Source organism: Neisseria uirgultaei (assembly GCF_962719845.1).
In the GTDB taxonomy this organism is placed as follows: domain Bacteria; phylum Pseudomonadota; class Gammaproteobacteria; order Burkholderiales; family Neisseriaceae; genus Neisseria; species Neisseria bergeri.
In genome coordinates this window covers 1-18,106 of sequence record NZ_CAUIYF010000012.1, presented here as the reverse complement: position 1 = coordinate 18,106, position 18,106 = coordinate 1, and the positions used below count along the sequence as shown (strand labels likewise).

Genomic DNA, 18,106 nt, shown 5'->3' with positions numbered 1-18,106 from the left:
ACTTCATGAAAGAAAGACCCACCCATGCCCAAACGTACCGACCTAAAATCCATCCTTATCATCGGCGCCGGCCCTATCGTTATCGGTCAGGCCTGCGAATTTGACTATTCGGGCGCACAGGCCTGTAAGGCTTTGCGTGAAGAAGGCTATAAAGTCATTCTGGTGAATTCCAACCCCGCCACGATTATGACTGACCCTGAAATGGCGGATGTTACCTACATCGAGCCGATTATGTGGCAGACGGTGGAGAAGATTATCGCCAAAGAGCGTCCTGACGCGATCCTGCCCACGATGGGCGGTCAGACCGCGCTGAACTGTGCGCTGGATTTGGCGCGCAACGGCGTGTTGGCGAAATACAATGTCGAATTAATCGGCGCGACGGAAGACGCGATCGATAAGGCGGAAGACCGTGGCCGCTTTAAAGAAGCGATGGAAAAAATCGGTTTGTCCTGCCCGAAATCTTTTGTCTGCCACACGATGAACGAAGCTTTGGCAGCGCAAGAACAGGTCGGCTTCCCGACGCTGATTCGTCCGTCTTTCACGATGGGCGGTTCAGGCGGCGGCATTGCCTACAATAAAGACGAGTTTTTGGCGATTTGCGAACGCGGTTTCGATGCGTCGCCCACGCATGAACTGCTGATTGAGCAGTCCGTCCTCGGCTGGAAAGAGTACGAGATGGAAGTGGTGCGCGATAAGAACGACAACTGTATCATCATTTGTTCGATTGAAAACTTCGACCCGATGGGCGTGCATACGGGCGACTCGATTACGGTTGCGCCGGCGCAAACGCTGACGGACAAAGAATACCAAATCATGCGTAATGCTTCGTTGGCAGTGTTGCGCGAAATCGGCGTGGACACGGGCGGCTCGAACGTGCAGTTTGCGGTAAACCCTGAAAACGGCGAGATGATTGTCATTGAGATGAACCCGCGCGTGAGCCGTTCGTCCGCGCTGGCTTCCAAAGCAACGGGCTTCCCGATTGCGAAGGTGGCAGCGAAGCTGGCGGTCGGCTTTACGCTGGACGAGTTGCGCAACGACATCACCGGGGGCAAAACCCCCGCGTCGTTCGAGCCGTCCATCGACTATGTCGTAACCAAAATCCCGCGTTTCGCGTTTGAAAAATTCCCCGCCGCAGACGACCGCCTGACCACGCAGATGAAATCGGTGGGTGAAGTGATGGCGATGGGCCGCACGATTCAGGAAAGCTTCCAAAAAGCCTTGCGCGGCTTGGAAACCGGCTTGTGCGGCTTCAATCCGAGAAGCTCCGACAAAGCGGAAATCCGCCGCGAACTGGCGAACCCAGGCCCCGAACGTATGCTATTTGTAGCCGATGCGTTCCGCGCAGGCTTCACGCTGGAAGAAATCCACGAAATCTGCGCCATCGACCCTTGGTTCCTGGCGCAAATCGAAGACTTGGTGAAAGAAGAAAAATCTGTTTCAGACGGCATTTTGAGTGATTTGGATTCCGCCGCCTTACGCCGTCTGAAACGCAAAGGCTTCTCCGACAAACGCATCGCGCAGCTTTTGGGCGTAAAAGAAAAAGAAGTGCGCGAACACCGCTACGCGCTGAACCTGCATCCCGTCTATAAACGCGTTGATACTTGTGCAGCCGAGTTTGCCACCGAAACCGCCTACCTCTATTCCACTTACGAAGAAGAATGCGAAGCGCGTCCTTCCGACCGTAAAAAAGTGATGATTCTCGGCGGCGGCCCGAACCGTATCGGACAAGGTATCGAGTTTGACTACTGCTGCGTTCACGCCGCGCTCGCCCTGCGCGAATCGGGCTTTGAAACCATCATGGTCAACTGCAACCCCGAAACCGTATCTACCGACTTCGACACCAGCGACCGCCTGTATTTCGAGCCGCTGACGTTGGAAGACGTGTTGGAAATCGTCCGCACCGAAAACCCGTGGGGCGTGATTGTGCATTACGGCGGTCAAACCCCACTCAAACTCGCCAACGCACTGGTTGAAAACGGCGTAAACATCATCGGCACATCCGCCGACAGTATCGATGCCGCCGAAGACCGCGAACGCTTCCAAAAAGTGTTGAACGACTTAGGTCTGCGCCAACCGCCCAACCGCATCGCCCACAACGAAGAAGAAGCGCTCGTCAAAGCCGAAGAAATCGGCTATCCGCTGGTCGTGCGCCCGTCTTATGTTTTGGGCGGACGCGCGATGCAGATTGTCCACTCCTCCGAAGCCTTGCAAAAATACATGCGCGAAGCCGTGCAGGTATCCGAAGACAGCCCCGTGCTGCTCGACTTCTTCCTGAACAACGCGATTGAAGTCGATGTGGACTGCGTTTCAGACGGCAAAGACGTGGTTATCGGCGGCATTATGCAGCACGTCGAACAGGCGGGCATCCACTCGGGCGACTCCGGCTGCTCGCTGCCGCCCTACTCGCTCAGCGAAGAAATCCAAGACGAAATCCGCCGCCAAACCAAAGCCATGGCCTACGCACTGGGCGTGGTCGGCCTGATGAACGTACAGTTTGCCGTGCAGGACGGCGTGGTGTTCGTGTTGGAAGTGAACCCGCGCGCCAGCCGTACCGTCCCCTTCGTCTCCAAAGCCACAGGCGTGCCGCTCGCCAAAGTCGGCGCACGCTGCATGGCAGGCATTTCCCTGAAAGAACAAGGCGTGGAAAAAGAAGTCGTTCCCGATTTCTATGCCGTCAAAGAAGCCGTGTTCCCATTCATTAAATTCCCGGGTGTGGATACGATTTTGGGTCCGGAAATGCGTTCTACCGGCGAAGTCATGGGCGTGGGCGCAAGCTTCGGCGAAGCCTACTACAAAGCCCAACTCGGCGCGGGCGAACGCCTCAACCCGACCGGCAAAATCTTCCTCTCCGTGCGCGAAGAAGACAAAGAACGCGTCATCAAAACCGCCAAAAACTTCCAAGCCTTAGGCTACGGCATCTGCGCCACGCGCGGCACGGCGCAATACCTGACCGAACACGGGCTGATTGTGCAGACCATCAATAAAGTCCCCGAAGGTCGCCCGCACATCGGCGACGCACTGAAAAACGGTGAAATCGCACTGGTCGTGAATACCGTTTCCAGCGATCCGCAATCCGTGTCCGACAGCCACATCATCCGCCAAAGCGCATTGCAGCAACGCGTGCCGCAATACACCACCACCGCCGGCGGAGAAGCGATGAGCGAAGGCGCGAAAAGCCGCGACCATCTGGGCGTGTACAGCGTTCAAGAGTTGCACGGGCGTTTGAAAAACCGCAACTGATGCCTGAATCAGGTTGAACAATGCCGTCTGAAACCTTTACGGTGTCAGACGGCATTTTGTCATTCGGAAAGCCGATGTTGCCACACACAAGCCGTACATAAGGAACAGCCCTATCACGCTCCCCATATAGACTGCCATTGCCGCCGGCTATACATCATCTTATTTATTTTTTCTCAAAGTTATTAAGTGAGCAAAAACAGTTTTATGACGGATTTTTATAGAATTATCCACAGAGATTGTTTCCCAGTTCCTCCGCCAAAAAATCCAAAAATATGCGTAAGCGGAGGTTGACGGCTTTATCGCTGTAATAAACAGCATTGAAGGGGTGCGTTTTATTGGAGGTTTGTTCGGCGAGCAGGGGAATTAACTTTCCTTCAGCGATGTCGTTGTCAACCAGAAAATCCGATAAGCAAGCAATACCGCAACCTGAAAAGCACAACGAGCGTAAGATTTCACCGCTGCTGGCAGTAAAGTGCGGGGAAATTTTATAGGGATTTCCCTGCTCATCCAAAACCGCCCATGTATTTAGAGAACTGGGTTCGGTGAAGCCTAAACATTGATGGCCGGCAAACTCTTCTACAGATTGTGGCGTGCCGTGTTTTGCCAGGTATTCAGGACTGGCGACTACGCGGAAGCGGCTGTCAAACAGATGGCGTGCACGCAGCCCGGAATCGTCCAATTCTCCGGCACGTAAGGCAATATCGACTTTGCGTTCAATCAGATTGATATAGCCTTCGGAAGAAACGAGCGAAAGTCGGATATGTGGATAGCGTTCGTTGAATTTTGCTGCCAGCGGCGCCAGCAGATGCAGCACCATCGGCATCGCGGAATCCACGCGCAACACGCCTTGCGGTATTTCGTGCACGGCCAGCATTTCGGTTTCCGCCGCTGCCATTTCTTGCAGGATTCTCTGCGCGCGGCGGAAATATTGCGCGCCTTCTTCCGTCAGACTGAGTTGCCGCGTGGTGCGGTTGAGCAGGTTCACGCCCAACTTTTCCTCCAGCCGTTTGACGATGCGGCTTACGGCAGAATTTGCCATCGCCAACTGCTCCGCCGCACGGCTGAAGCTGCCGCTTTCCACCACTTGAACAAATACGGTCAGTTCTTCTGAATTGGTTTTCATCGTGTTTCCTTTTCGGTTGAAACCCCGCCCTTTAGGGCGACAGGATCAGACTTTATTCGGGAGGGGCGTAACCCCTTCCGAATCAGGACGGCACACAGGGCGGTGCTTTATGTGTCATCCTGTGTGTTGGAACATCTGATTATTCCATTTGACGAAAAAGTGTTTTCTTATTTTTGTACTTTTAAATCATAAAGTAAAACAGTACAATACATTCATCAATTCACAAACGAGGTAACAAATGAATATTTTATTATTAGACGGCGGCAAAGCGTTCGGACATTCTCACGGCGGGTTAAACCACACGCTTCACAAAAAAGCGAAAGAAGTTTTGACCGCGCTCGGACACAATGTTCAAGAAACCGTGATTGATGCCGGCTATGATGTTGAGGCAGAAATCGAAAAATTCGTTTGGATGGATGCCGTGATTTGGCAGATGCCGGGCTGGTGGATGCACGAGCCTTGGACAGTGAAAAAATATATGGACGAAGTATTTACCGGCGGACACGGCAAACTCTACCAAAGCGACGGCAGACACCGCGCCAATCCGACTGAGGGCTACGGCACAGGCGGCTTGTTGCAAGGCAAAAAACATATGCTTTCACTGACTTGGAATGCGCCGATTGAAGCCTTTACCCGCGAAGGCGATTTCTTTGAAGGCAAAGGCGTTGATGTTTTGTATATGCACTTCCACAAAGCCAACGAGTTCATCGGCTTGACCCGCCTGCCGACATTCTTGTGTAACGATGTGATTAAAAACCCGCAAGTGGAAAAATACTTGGCAGACTATCAGGCACACTTGGAAAAATTGTTCGGCTAAAAATTTGTCTGATAAACAAACAAAGGCCGTCTGAAAGATTGAATGGTCTGCACCACTAAGGTTGGACTAACCAACCGACTAAGGTGCAGATTATTTTTTGTTGCTTTTTCAGCTTTTCGTTGGGTTAGATATTCTTGCTCACTGTTTTCAGTCAGCCTTGAATACAAAAAATGGCGTATGTAATATGCTTATACGACCAAAACGGAATGAATTTTAATGTATTGCGCGTCATCAACAATGACTGAGTTTCTCGCCTCTCGCGCCTGAATCTATGTCATACAGTTCCTTTCATTCAAATCAACAAAAGAATGCCGTCCGAACATCCGTTCAGACGGCACTTGTCTCCCCCCAATAGACTTGGGGCTGTTCTAACGTACCACCCCTTCGTTCCGCCCCAAAACCATCGCATCGCCGTAGCTGAAGAAACGGTATTCGCGTTCGACCGCATGACGATATACGGCGCGGATATGCCCCATACCCGAAAACGCGCTGACAAGCATCAGCAGCGTCGATTTCGGCAGATGGAAATTGGTAACCAACCTGTCGGCAACATTAAAACGGTAGCCCGGCGTGATGAAAATATCGGTATCGCCCTGCCCCACTTTCAGACGGCCTGTCTCGAGCGCGGCAGACTCGAGGGCGCGCATGGAAGTCGTGCCGACCGCCCAGACTTTGTTCCCCCGTGCTTTTGCCGCCTCAACGGCGGCGGCGGTTTCAGACGGCACTTCAAACCATTCGCTGTGCATTTTGTGTTCTTCGATTTTATCGACGCGCACGGGCTGAAACGTTCCCGCGCCGACGTGCAGGGTGACTTCCGCCGTTTCCACGCCTTTGGCTTTCAGACGACCTAAAAGCTCGTCCGTAAAATGCAAACCTGCCGTCGGCGCCGCGACCGCGCCCTGATGTTTGGCATAGACGGTTTGATAGCGCGTGTCGTCATCTGCGCCGGCAGCGCGTTCGATATAGGGCGGCAGCGGCAAATGGCCGTTTTGCTCCAGAAGCTCGTAAACGGTTTGCCCGCCTTCAAAGCGCAGGCAGAACAGTTCGTCCGCACGCTCAACCATGACGGCACAAATATCGCCTTCAAAAATCAGCTTCGTGCCGGGTTTGGGCGATTTGGACGAACGGATGTGCGCCAGCGCGGTGTGGTTGTCCAAAACGCGCTCTATCAATGCCTCGATTTTGCCGCCGCTTTCTTTTTGTCCGAACAGCCGCGCTTTCATGACTTTGGTGTTGTTGAACACTAAAACGTCGCCCGCCTCAATATAATCAGGCAAATCGCCGAACACGCGGTCTTGCAGCGGCATATCGGGCAGTGCGACCAAAAGACGGCTGCTGCCGCGCACTTCGGGCGGATGCTGGGCAATTAATCGGTCGGGCAGGGTAAAATCGAAATCGGAAATGTCCATAATCTTAATTTTGATGCTTACAAATTTTGTCAGGCGGTCATTATACGCACTTTGGCTTTTTTCAGACGACCTTTTCCCTTCATAAACCAACAAATTAGAATAAACACTCATTGAAAAAATACGCATTCGGGCGAAATCTCCGAATTTGCCCGTTTTGTTCAAAAACCGCCTTTTTTCGAGATTTTGCTAGACATTTGTCGGCAAGTTCGGGAAAATAGTCAAATTCATTTACGGAGTTTCTGCTCCTGAGAATGCCCTTTATGCAACCCAATACCGTCCGGCTTGCGCCGTTGCCGCAGGCCGGTTGTTTTCTGAAATATCACGCAACAAACACGGCCGCTTCACGACATTTTGGCCGTATCGTAAAGGAACGAAAATGGATTTGCGCAAGTTAAAAAAACTGATTGATTTAGTAGAAGAATCAGGTATCGCCGAAATCGAAGTGACCGAAGGCGAGGAAAAAGTCCGCATCACCCGCGCCACCGCCGCTCCGGCTCCCGTTTATGCAGCACCCGCCCAAGTAGCGGTGCCTGCCCCTGCACCCGCCGCCGCTCCTGCTGCCGCAGCAGCACCCGCTCCCGCAGCCCCAGCCGCCCGCGACCTGTCCAACGCGCAAAAATCGCCCATGGTCGGTACGTTCTACCGCGCGCCCGGCCCGAATGCCGCCGCCTTCGTCGAAGTCGGCCAGCAAGTCAAAGCCGGCGATACGTTGTGTATCATCGAAGCGATGAAGTTGATGAACGAAATCGAAGCCGAGAAATCCGGTACGGTTAAAGAGATTTTGGTGGAAAACGGTACGCCTGTGGAGTTTGGCGAACCGCTCTTCATTATCGAATAATCCTGTTTTCAGACGGCATAAACTTCCTATGCCGTCTGAAATGCTTTCCCCCTTCAGCGTTCCCGCACCCTTTATTTACGGACGGGTTGCCGGAACCGCAGGAAAGGTCATCATGCTGAAAAAAGTTTTAATCGCCAACCGGGGCGAAATCGCCTTGCGCGTACTCCGTGCCTGCCGCGAAATGGGCATTGCCACCGTCGCCGTGCATTCCGAAGCCGACAAAGACAGCCTGCACGTCAAACTCGCCGACGAATCCGTGTGCATCGGCCCTGCCGCCTCCGCACAAAGTTATCTGAACATTCCCGCCATCATTGCCGCCGCCGAAGTAACCTGCGCGGATGCCATCCACCCGGGCTACGGCTTCCTTGCCGAAAACGCCGATTTCGCCGAACAGGTCGAACAGTCCGGCTTTACCTTCATCGGCCCGAAACCCGACACCATCCGCCTGATGGGCGACAAAGTCTCCGCCAAACACGCGATGATAGCGGCAGGCGTGCCCTGCGTCCCCGGTTCTGACGGCGCATTGCCCGACGATGATGCCGAAATCCTCAAAATCGCCGACAAAGTCGGTTATCCCGTGATTATCAAAGCATCGGGCGGCGGCGGCGGACGCGGTATGCGCGTGGTCGAGAAAAAAGAAGACCTCCTCCAGTCTGTCGAAATGACCAAAGCCGAAGCGGGCGCGGCATTCGGCAACCCAATGGTTTATATGGAACGCTACCTGCAACGTCCGCGCCACGTCGAAATCCAAGTGATTGCCGACGAACACGGCAACGCCGTCTACCTTGCCGAGCGCGACTGTTCTCTGCAACGCCGCCACCAGAAGGTCATCGAGGAGGCACCCGCCCCGTTCATCGATGAAGAGGCACGCAAAAAAATCGGCAAAGCCTGTGCCGACGCGTGCAAACGCATCGGCTACCGGGGCGCGGGCACGTTTGAGTTTTTATACGAAGACGGCGAATTTTTCTTTATCGAGATGAACACACGCGTTCAGGTTGAGCATCCGGTTACTGAGCTCATCACCGGCGTGGACATCGTACAAGAGCAATTGCGCATTGCGGCCGGCCTGCCGTTGCAATACAAACAAAAGGATATTCAAGTCGAAGGCCACGCGTTTGAGTGCCGTATCAACGCCGAAGATCCGTACAACTTCATCCCAAGCCCGGGTCTGATTGAAAGCTGCCATCTGCCCGGCGGCTTCGGTATCCGCGTCGACAGCCACATCTACCAAGGCTACCGTATCCCGCCATACTACGACAGCCTGATCGGCAAAGTCTGCGTCGTCGGTAAAGACCGCGACCAAGCCATGGCTAAAATGCGCGTAGCCCTTGCCGAACTGGCGATTACCGGCATCAAAACCAATACGCCGCTGCACCGCGACTTGTTCAACGACCCAGGTTTCCAAAAAGGCGGCGTCAGCATCCACTATTTGGAACACTGGCTGGAAGATCGCAAAGCCAAACAGGACAAATAAGCCGTCCCCGATATGCCGTCTGAAACAGTTTGTCCGTTTTCAGACGGCATTTCCGTTACACACCCATCCCCTTATACAGTACGACCCTATTCCGAAGGTCTGTTAAGAAAGCCCGTTATGCCCTACCAACAAATCACCGTCAACGTCAACGATGCCGTCGCCGAACGCCTCGCCGACGCGCTGATGGAACACGGCGCACTCTCCGCCGCCATCGAAGATGCCTACGCCGGCACCGAAAACGAACAAGCCATCTTTGGCGAACCCGGTATGCCGACCGAACAAATCTGGCAGCAAAGCAAAGTCATCGCCCTGTTCGACGAACACGACGAAGCCGCCGTCATCATCGATGCCGCCGCACAGGAATGCGGGTTAAAAGACTTGGCATACACCGGCGAAACCATCGAAGACCAAGACTGGGTGCGCCTCACGCAATCGCAATTCGACCCCATCCGAATTTCCGACCGCCTGTGGATTACCCCCTCCTGGCACGAAGCACCCGAAGGCTGCGCCGTCAACCTCCGCCTCGATCCCGGACTCGCCTTCGGCACCGGCAGCCACCCGACCACGCGCCTCTGCCTCAAATGGCTGGATACGCAACTCAAAAACGGCGAAAGCGTCCTCGACTACGGCTGCGGTTCGGGCATCCTGACCATTGCCGCCCTCAAACTCGGTGCAGGTTCCGCCGTCGGCGTGGATATTGACGGACAGGCCGTCCGCGCCGGCAGGGACAACGCCGCGCAAAACAACGTCGATGCACAATTTTATTTGCCCGAACAATTGCCATCCGGACAATTCGATGTCGTCGTCGCCAACATCCTCGCCAACCCTTTGCGTATGCTCGGCGAAATGCTTGCCGCCCGCACCAAACAGGGCGGCCGCATCGTGTTATCCGGTTTGTTGGACGAACAAATCGAAGAACTCAGCGGCATTTACAGCCAATGGTTCGACCTCGACCCGGCGGAAACTGACGAAGGCTGGGCGCGCTTGAGCGGCGTAAAACGCTGAAACGGAAAGGAAACACCGTGCAGGACAAAAACAACCTCTGCTGGCTTGATATGGAAATGACGGGGCTGAACCCCGAAACCGACCGCATTATCGAAGTCGCAATGATTATTACCGACTCGGATTTGAATGTATTGGCGCAATCCGAAGTTTACGCCATCCACCAAAGCGATGAGCTGCTCGACAATATGGACGAGTGGAACACCGCCACACACGGCAGGACGGGGCTGACGCAGCGCGTGCGCGAATCGCGGCATACCGAAGCCGAAGTCGAACAGAAACTGCTGGACTTTATGTCGGAATGGATACCCGGACGCGCCACGCCGATGTGCGGCAACTCCATCCACCAAGACCGGCGTTTTATGGTCAAATATATGCCGAAACTGGAAAACTACTTCCACTACCGCAACCTCGACGTTTCCACGCTGAAAGAACTCGCCAAACGCTGGAATCCGCCCGTTGCCAAAAGCGTGGTCAAACGCGGTTCGCACAAGGCATTGGACGACATTTTGGAAAGCATCGGGGAAATGCGCCACTACCGCGAACACTTTCTGATTTCCGCCCCGAAAGCCGAAGCGCAATAAGAAACAAACAATGCCGTCTGAAACGCTGTTTGCATTTCAGACGGCATTTTTACAGCAGATTGAAATCAAAAATATACACGCCCGTCATTCCCGCGCAGGCGGGAATCCGGAAGGTCGGGCTTGCCGTTATTTTCAATCATTACAGAAACTGAAAGGTCTGGATTCCCGCCTGCGCGGGAATGACGGGCGTGTGCATTCTTATAGTGGATTAACAAAAATCAGGACAAGGCGACGAAGCCGCAGACAGTACAAATAGTACGGAACCGATTCACTTGGTGCTTCAGCACCTTAGAGAATCGTTCTCTTTGAGCTAAGGAGAGGCAACGCCGTACTGGTTTTTGTTAATCCACTATACTTCAATCTGCCAAACAAATCGAACAGAAAAACCCTGTCCGTCAAAACATCATGCAGCCATCGCTTTGAACACTTCAACCGCAACCGCAACCGTTTCGTCAATCAGCTCGGGCGTATGCGCGGCGGAAACGAAACCTGCTTCATAAGCGGACGGGCCGAAGGCAATGCCGCGGTCGAGCATCCCGTGGAAAAACTGTTTGAAACCTTCAATATTGGAACGCGCCATATCGGCATAGTTTCGCGGCGCGTGTGCGGCGAAATACAGACCGAACATACCGCCCACGCTGTCGGCGGTGAATTCGATGCCCGCCGCATCCGCTGCCGTCTGAAAACCTTGGACCAACTGTTCGGTACGCGCCGTCAGGTTTTCATAAAACCCTTCGCGGCGGACGATTTCAAGCGTTTTCAAACCGGCGGCGACGGCAATCGGGTTGCCCGACAAAGTGCCTGCCTGATACACGCCGCCCAGCGGGGAAATACATTCCATAATGTCTTTACGGCCGCCGAACGCGGCAAGCGGCATACCGCCGCCGATGACTTTGCCCATCGTGGTCAGGTCGGGCGTGATGCCGTGCAAAGATTGCGCGCCGCCGAGCGCGACGCGGAAGCCGGTCATCACTTCGTCGTAAATCAACACCGCGCCGTGTTTTTCGGTCAATCCGCGCAAGGCTTTGACAAAGGCTTCGGTCGGGCGGACAAGGTTCATATTGCCGACGAAGGGTTCGACAATCACGCAGGCGATTTCGTCGCCGCTTTGGGCAAAGGCTTCTTCCAGTTGGGCGATATTGTTGTACTCGAGGACTAAAGTGTGTTTGGTAAAGTCGGCAGGCACACCGGCGGAAGACGGGTTGCCGAACGTCAGCAGGCCGCTGCCGGCTTTCACCAACAGGCTGTCGGAATGGCCGTGGTAGCAGCCTTCAAACTTGATGATTTTGTCGCGGCCGGTAAAACCGCGTGCCAGACGGATGGCGGTCATCGTTGCTTCCGTACCGGAGCTGACAAGGCGCAGCCGTTCGACGGACGGCATGATTTTGGCGATTTCTTCGGCAATGGCGATTTCGCCTTCGGTAGGCGCGCCGAACGACAAACCGCCCAACGCGGCTTCGCGCACGGCTTCGACGACTTCGGGATGCGCGTGTCCGACAATCGCAGGCCCCCACGAGCCGACATAATCGGTGTAGCGCGTGCCGTTTTCGTCCCAAACATACGCGCCCTCGGCTTTTTTGATGAAGCGCGGCACGCCGCCGACGCTGCCGAATGCGCGCACGGGCGAATTCACGCCGCCGGGAATGACCGCCTTGGCGCGGTCGAATAAAATTTCGTTACGGTTCATATTTATCCTCAAATGCCGTCTGAACGGCAGGTTTCGGGCTTGGAAGCAGAAAGCCCCCATTTTATCATTTTTCAGGTTGCGACAAGGATTTGCCCGCTTCTTTGCGGATTACGCCAACCGCATCCCGAATGACGGAACGCTCGTCTTTTTCCACTTTATGTGTAAAGCGGTAGTCCCGGACAACTCCCTCCCCGTCGTAATCCACACACCATTCCCAATGCCGCCGCTCCGATTTCATATAAATAAAATTGGTCGGCAAAAAATTATAAATAGGCAGGCTGACTTCATGATAGGCATAACAACCGAAAGGGTTGCGCTTCCCGAAACGTGCCTCTACCTCCGCCCGGGTCGTTTTGCCTTTAACAACCGTTTGTGCGATTCCCTCTTCCGTCTGATAACGCAGGAACTGATGTTCCCTGTCGCCGAAATTGCTGGTACACGCACACAGCAGCAATGCCGCCCATACAACCGGTTTCATACACACCTCCCATTAAAGCCAAACATTATACAGTCGCTCCGACCGATTAAATTTATATTTTAAAACAATATTCTACCTCCCAAACCCACATCGTGCTATAATCCGCACCGATTTTCAGACGGCACCGTCATGCCGTCTGAAATTTTTTCATTCCAACAACCATCAGCCCCGCGATTACGGCTGCCTGAGAAAGACACAAACCATGAAAAAAGTATTTATCCGCACCTTCGGCTGCCAGATGAACGAGTACGACAGCGACAAAATGCTCGCCGTCCTCGCCGAAGAACACGGCGGCATCGAACAGGTTACCCAAGCCGACGAAGCCGACATCATCCTCTTCAACACCTGTTCCGTGCGCGAAAAAGCACAGGAAAAAGTATTTTCCGACTTGGGGCGCGTGCGTCCGCTCAAAGAAAAAAAACCCAGCCTCATCATCGGCGTTGCCGGCTGCGTCGCCTCGCAAGAAGGCGAAAACATCATCAAACGCGCGCCTTATGTGGACGTGGTTTTCGGCCCGCAAACGCTGCACCGCCTGCCCAAAATGATTGTGGACAAAGAAACCAGCGGGCTGTCGCAAGTCGATATTTCCTTTCCCGAAATCGAAAAATTCGACCACCTGCCGCCCGCCCGCGTCGAAGGCGGCGCGGCATTTGTATCGATTATGGAAGGCTGTTCCAAATACTGCTCCTTCTGCGTCGTCCCCTACACGCGCGGCGAAGAATTTTCCCGCCCGCTCAACGACGTTCTGACCGAAATCGCCAACCTTGCCCAGCAAGGCGTGAAAGAAATCAACCTCTTGGGACAAAACGTCAACGCCTATCGCGGCGAAATGGAAAACGGCGAAATCTGCGACTTCGCCACCCTGCTGCGTATCGTCCACGAAATCCCCGGAATCGAACGCATGCGCTTCACCACCAGCCACCCGCGCGAGTTTACCGACTCGATTATCGAATGCTACCGCGACCTGCCCAAACTGGTTTCCCACCTGCACCTGCCGATTCAAAGTGGTTCCGACCGCGTATTGAGCGCGATGAAACGCGGCTACACCGCTTTGGAATACAAATCCATCATCCGCAAACTGCGCGCCATCCGCCCTGATTTGTGCCTGAGCAGCGATTTCATCGTCGGCTTCCCCGGCGAGACCGAGCGCGAGTTCGAGCAAACCTTGAAACTGGTGAAAGACATCGCCTTCGACTTGAGCTTTGTCTTTATTTACAGTCCGCGCCCCGGCACGCCTGCCGCCAACCTGCCGGACGACACGCCGCACGAAGAAAAAGTGCGCCGCCTCGAAGCTTTGAACGAAGTCATCGAAGCCGAAACCGCGCGCATCAACCAAACCATGGTCGGCACGGTTCAACGCTGCCTGGTCGAAGGCATCTCCAAAAAAGACCCTGACCAACTGCAAGCCCGTACCGCCAACAACCGCGTCGTCAACTTTACCGGCACACCCGACATGATCAACCAAATGATCGATTTGGAAATCACCGAGGCCTACACCTTCTCCCTGCGCGGCAAAGTTGTCGAAGCCTAAACCCTCACGACGAAAAAATGCCGTCTGAAGCGTTTCAGACGGCATTTTTCAGTCTTGCAGCGAACATCAGAACGTTTTGTTAAACTCGACAAACACCCGATTTTTCTCGTATTCGTTAAACACATCGTTGCTCCACGTTTCGCGGTGCGACAGCGTCAGACGCGGCGTGATGCCTTTGAAATGCAATGCCCGGTGCCAAAGGCTCAAAGATGTGTCCAATTCTTTATCCCTGCGCCTTTCCCCTTTAAAACCGCTGAAAAAGCCGGGTTTTTCATAATGCCGTTTCGCCGCGCCGAGGCGCAACAGCGAAGACAGGCCGCTGCCGCCCCATTCCTGCCCCCAGGCAAAGCGCAGGCCGTAACGGTTGAAATTGTCGCCACGGTCGGCGGGGTTGCGCTCGCGGTAAAAATCCAAACCGCCCGTCCAATATTGGCGCGCATTCCGGTAAAACACCAGCGAATTGGAAATTTGCAAATGGGTATTGTCGGAACGCGCCCGGCGCGTATTCTTCAAACGCCCCCACTCCGCCGAAGACAGCGTTTGCCATTTCGGGGTTTGCCAACGGTTGAAATAAAGGCGTGCACCGTTGGCGTAAGAATAAGCGTCGTTGCCGTAGGTGCGGCGTTCGTGGAACACCGCCAACCCGACATCTTTGCGCCGGTCGGCAAAACCGATGCCGCCGGAAACACCTGCCGTCATATCGTTGAATTTCTTATTCCCCGGATAAACCCTGCCGGACACGTCGCCGCCCGCCGTCGTGTACCAGCCGTTTTTCAGCGACCATTTTTTCTCCGCGCCGAGCCGGTAATTGACCGCCGTGCCGTCCACCTGTTTCGGGAAAGTCCATTTGCCGTACTGCTGCCGTTTCGGGGCTTGGTTGATATTGTGTTCGCGGGTAACGCTGAAACCGCCGTTTACCTTCCACGCATCACGTTCGCGCAATGCCTTGCGGTACAGCTCGACCTGCTCCATAAGCTGCGGCGGCAGGTTTTCCGCCTTCAGGCGGTCGAACTGGTCTGCCGCCGCCTCGTTCTGCCTGTCTTCAAACAATGCCGCCGCCAAACGCATACGGACGGCGGGCGCGTCGGGTTGGGCGGCAATCAATTCCCGGTAATGGGAAACCGCTTCTTTCACCCTGCCGTCTGCCTGCGCCAGCAGCCCTTGTGCATAAAGTACCAACATCTTATCCTGCTGCGCCTGTTGTAGGTAAATCGGCAAAATAACGCGGATACCGGCAATATTGTTTGAAACCACTGCGGAATACATCGCGCGCGACAGTAATTCGGGATTTTTCAGCAGGGTTTCTCCGTCAATCTGCAAAACTTTTCCTTTTTCCCGCACCTGCCCCGGTACCTTCTCCCTGTCGATCGGTTTGACCTCCTCTTCATGAAGCCTGAACTCGGGACGGCTTCTCAAATCCGGTTCGCGCGGTGTTTCTTCGGCATATGCCGCGCTTGCCAATAAAGGCAGCAGCAGCATCCATCTGTTTCGTGCAGGCATAAATGTCTTCCCACAAAAATAAAAATAAAAAATAACCATTATCAACCGGCGGATTGTATCAGTTTTTTATGTCGCTGTTCCAAACCCTGCCGCCCGATGCCGCGACAATGCCGTCTGAAGCCAGAATCAGGTTTCAGACGGCAGCAAAAAACCGGCGGTTTTCCGCCGGTTTCATCATTATGCCCCGCCCTTCGGGGCGGCAGGGTTCGGGTCGGTTTGCGGAGCCGTGCCGGTGTGCCGCCTGTGCGTCAAAACATTTCCCGACGCATCAAAACAGCCATTTGAGCGACAATGCGGCTTCTTTGTCGCCGTCCGTCCTTTTGCCGTATCCGATGCGTGCGGACATATGGCCTTTCCAACCGGCTTCAATGCCGAACCGCCCTTCGAGCACCGTCCTGCCTGCCAGCGTCTGTTTTTCGCCGTCCATTTCCACGCCGAAAGATTTTGACCTGTGCAAAACATTAAAAGCGGCAAAAGGCTGAAGATTGACACCGTTACGCAAAGCAAAACGGGTTTTTGCCCGAATGCCGGCGCGGCTTTGCCACTGACCGCTGCCGATCAGTCCGACCGCCGTCCCCTCGCTGTCGGTAAAGCCGCCGTTTACGCCCAAGTAGGTAAACTGCGCCTGCGGTTGCAGGTAAAACCGCACATTATTGCCTTTTCCGACAACGCCTTCCGCCACAAGCGCGTTGTAGCCGCCTTCGACAGAAGCCGTCCAACCTTTGGTTTTGTAGCGTTCCGCACGGTTTTCATCATTGATGCGGTGTTTGAAACGTTGGTATTGCAACCAGCCGTCCAAATACGCACCCGTTTGTTTATCGCGCAACTGATGCCACGCAGCATAAACACCCCCGCCATAACCATGCAAATAACTGCCTGCCTCACCGCCTTTGCCGTTGGCTGATGCGTGCTGGCCGGCCCTGCCGCCCATCACGCCGATTGCCAGCCGGCTGCCTTCATTTTGCCGTACAAACACCTCGCCGCCGATTTGCACGCCTTTGCGCCGCCCGTCCGCAGCCGCGCCGCCCCGTATATTTTGATGCGACCGTCCGCCGATGAAGCGCAGCCACAATTTTTGACGGGACGGATCGGCGGCATACACGTCGTCGCCCCTGTCGGCGGCACGCAGCCCAAACAAAGTATTTGCCGCATAAGCCTGTTGGGCATATAAAACCGCTTCCGCCTCGGGGATGGCCAAACGCTGCACGCCCAAACAAAATCCGCCTTCGCATTGCTTGAGCAATAATTCGTACAGCCCCTGCCGGTAATTTTGTTTAAACGCAAACGAATTGGGATCTGCCTTTTCCGCCGCAATCAATTTGCGCCCGTCGAGTGTTTTCACATTTTTTGGATTTTGTTCCAAAACCACATTGGATTTTCCGCTGACTTTGCCCTCAAAGGTCAGGGCAGGTTCGTCCGACTCCCGCACGTCGTAGCCGAACAGGAAATCCGCGCCGCCCGCATAATCCTTATGGACGGTCAGTTTTTCATCTTTCGTGTTCAGGCGGATGCGGGCATTATCGGAAGTTTCCAGCGTATGGATGTCGGAATGGCGGCGCGGTTCCCAAAGGGAATCTTTCAGCGTCATCTTGGTCAGTTCCAACACCTGTCCGGCGACGTGGGATTTGTTTTCGATTTTGACGTGCAGTGTTTTATTGAAGATGTTGTCGAGACTGGTCAGTGTTGTATTACTATGAGGAGTAAGTACGGCTTCTTCTATAATTGGATCAATAACTTTTCTAAATTTATCAATTTTATTTCTAGGTATTCCATATTGTTTTATTATCGTTTCCTCAACTATTTTTTTATTTTTTTCCCAATCTTCGGGTCTTGTTTTGTATAAATCCTTTAATTGATCCTTAACCGCCTGCTTCAAATCAGTTCCATACTTCCCTGTAATATATTTCTTAACAACGGGCATATTATCGACGGCGAGGATGCCGCTATTGTAGTTTTTACCCTTGATATTGATTTCGTCATACAAGGCTTCAGATGATTTTTGATCGGTTTTACCGCTGGAGAAATAATGGGAAACGCCGTTTGCCGGCTTGTCTGAAAATGAAAAATCGGCAGTATCGCCAATATTTGTAGAACGAGTATTTGAACCGGGCTGATAACTGAAAGCACCGAAGCAATCAAAAGACACACTGCACGGACCGCGCCAAACGTGGGAATTTCTGTTTTCCGCATCCTTCAAGATAAATTGGTTACTAATCTCGGCTTCTTTGACGGGATCGTACGCATCCGCACCCCAAGCATATGGCGTGCAAAACAGCGATAAAACAGATAATGCTAATAGATTAACCCGACCGCTTGCTTGCTTGCTTGCTTGCTTGCTTGCTTTCAGTGTCATGAGAAATTTTCCTTTGTCAAGTGTTAAAATTATAATGATTATATACTACATCATACTACACCACAATGAA

Annotated in this window: 13 protein-coding genes; 7 read left to right on the top strand and 6 right to left on the bottom strand. The window is 53.7% G+C overall.

Going from position 1 to position 18,106, the window contains the following annotated elements; translation table 11 throughout:
• Positions 1 to 24 precede the first annotated feature (24 nt).
• Complete coding sequence (gene carB, locus Q9J32_RS07900) at positions 25 to 3,240, top strand: carbamoyl-phosphate synthase large subunit (protein WP_301883045.1); 3,216 nt, start codon at positions 25 to 27, stop codon at positions 3,238 to 3,240.
• 223 nt (positions 3,241 to 3,463) lie between these two features.
• Here carB and crgA read toward each other — a convergent pair whose 3' ends face one another.
• Complete coding sequence (gene crgA, locus Q9J32_RS07895; RefSeq protein ID WP_301883046.1) at positions 3,464 to 4,363, bottom strand: LysR family transcriptional regulator CrgA; 900 nt, start codon at positions 4,361 to 4,363, stop codon at positions 3,464 to 3,466.
• A 238-nt stretch (positions 4,364 to 4,601) separates the two neighbouring features.
• On the opposite strand from crgA, the gene Q9J32_RS07890 reads away from it, so the two are divergent.
• The gene (locus Q9J32_RS07890) at positions 4,602 to 5,180 is read left to right on the top strand and encodes an NAD(P)H-dependent oxidoreductase (RefSeq protein WP_107819733.1); all 579 of its coding nucleotides are present in this window, start codon (positions 4,602 to 4,604) and stop codon (positions 5,178 to 5,180) included.
• 368 nt (positions 5,181 to 5,548) lie between these two features.
• Here Q9J32_RS07890 and queA read toward each other — a convergent pair whose 3' ends face one another.
• Complete coding sequence (queA, locus tag Q9J32_RS07885) at positions 5,549 to 6,589, bottom strand: tRNA preQ1(34) S-adenosylmethionine ribosyltransferase-isomerase QueA (protein WP_301883049.1); 1,041 nt, start codon at positions 6,587 to 6,589, stop codon at positions 5,549 to 5,551.
• Positions 6,590 to 6,965: 376 nt separating this feature from the next.
• On the opposite strand from queA, the gene accB reads away from it, so the two are divergent.
• The 4 genes from accB to orn all read left to right on the top strand — a co-directional run bounded on the left by accB (position 6,966) and on the right by orn (position 10,487).
• Positions 6,966 to 7,427, top strand: coding sequence for an acetyl-CoA carboxylase biotin carboxyl carrier protein (gene accB, locus Q9J32_RS07880; RefSeq protein WP_003757188.1), 462 nt, complete (start codon positions 6,966 to 6,968; stop codon positions 7,425 to 7,427).
• A 112-nt stretch (positions 7,428 to 7,539) separates the two neighbouring features.
• A complete protein-coding gene (gene accC / locus Q9J32_RS07875) occupies positions 7,540 to 8,901 on the top strand; it encodes an acetyl-CoA carboxylase biotin carboxylase subunit (protein ID WP_301883078.1) in 1,362 nt (453 codons plus the stop codon).
• A 117-nt stretch (positions 8,902 to 9,018) separates the two neighbouring features.
• Positions 9,019 to 9,906, top strand: a complete 888-nt coding sequence (gene prmA, locus Q9J32_RS07870) for a 50S ribosomal protein L11 methyltransferase (RefSeq protein ID WP_107819729.1) — start codon at positions 9,019 to 9,021, stop codon at positions 9,904 to 9,906.
• 17 nt (positions 9,907 to 9,923) lie between these two features.
• Entirely contained in the window at positions 9,924 to 10,487 is a 564-nt protein-coding gene (orn, locus tag Q9J32_RS07865) for an oligoribonuclease (RefSeq protein WP_107819728.1), read from the top strand.
• A gap of 403 nt (positions 10,488 to 10,890) precedes the next feature.
• On the opposite strand, the gene hemL is transcribed toward orn, so the two are convergent.
• Together hemL and Q9J32_RS07855 are read right to left on the bottom strand one after the other, a co-directional pair.
• Positions 10,891 to 12,174 carry a glutamate-1-semialdehyde 2,1-aminomutase gene (gene hemL, locus Q9J32_RS07860; protein ID WP_301883055.1) on the bottom strand — a complete coding sequence of 428 codons (1,284 nt, stop codon included), beginning with the start codon at positions 12,172 to 12,174 and terminating at the stop codon, positions 10,891 to 10,893.
• Positions 12,175 to 12,238: 64 nt separating this feature from the next.
• Entirely contained in the window at positions 12,239 to 12,652 is a 414-nt protein-coding gene (locus tag Q9J32_RS07855) for a glucosamine-fructose-6-phosphate aminotransferase (RefSeq protein ID WP_107819726.1), read from the bottom strand.
• Positions 12,653 to 12,854: 202 nt separating this feature from the next.
• Between Q9J32_RS07855 and miaB the strand changes: the two genes are divergently transcribed.
• Positions 12,855 to 14,183, top strand: a complete 1,329-nt coding sequence (miaB, locus tag Q9J32_RS07850) for a tRNA (N6-isopentenyl adenosine(37)-C2)-methylthiotransferase MiaB (RefSeq protein WP_118792871.1) — start codon at positions 12,855 to 12,857, stop codon at positions 14,181 to 14,183.
• 66 nt (positions 14,184 to 14,249) lie between these two features.
• Here miaB and Q9J32_RS07845 read toward each other — a convergent pair whose 3' ends face one another.
• Positions 14,250 to 15,716 (bottom strand): surface lipoprotein assembly modifier, encoded by a 1,467-nt coding sequence (locus Q9J32_RS07845; RefSeq protein ID WP_439652139.1) that lies wholly within the window; start codon positions 15,714 to 15,716, stop codon positions 14,250 to 14,252.
• Between the two features lie 235 nt (positions 15,717 to 15,951).
• On the bottom strand, positions 15,952 to 18,036 hold the full coding sequence (locus Q9J32_RS07840) for an autotransporter outer membrane beta-barrel domain-containing protein (protein ID WP_304667086.1): 2,085 nt from the start codon (positions 18,034 to 18,036) through the stop codon (positions 15,952 to 15,954).
• Positions 18,037 to 18,106 lie beyond the last annotated feature (70 nt).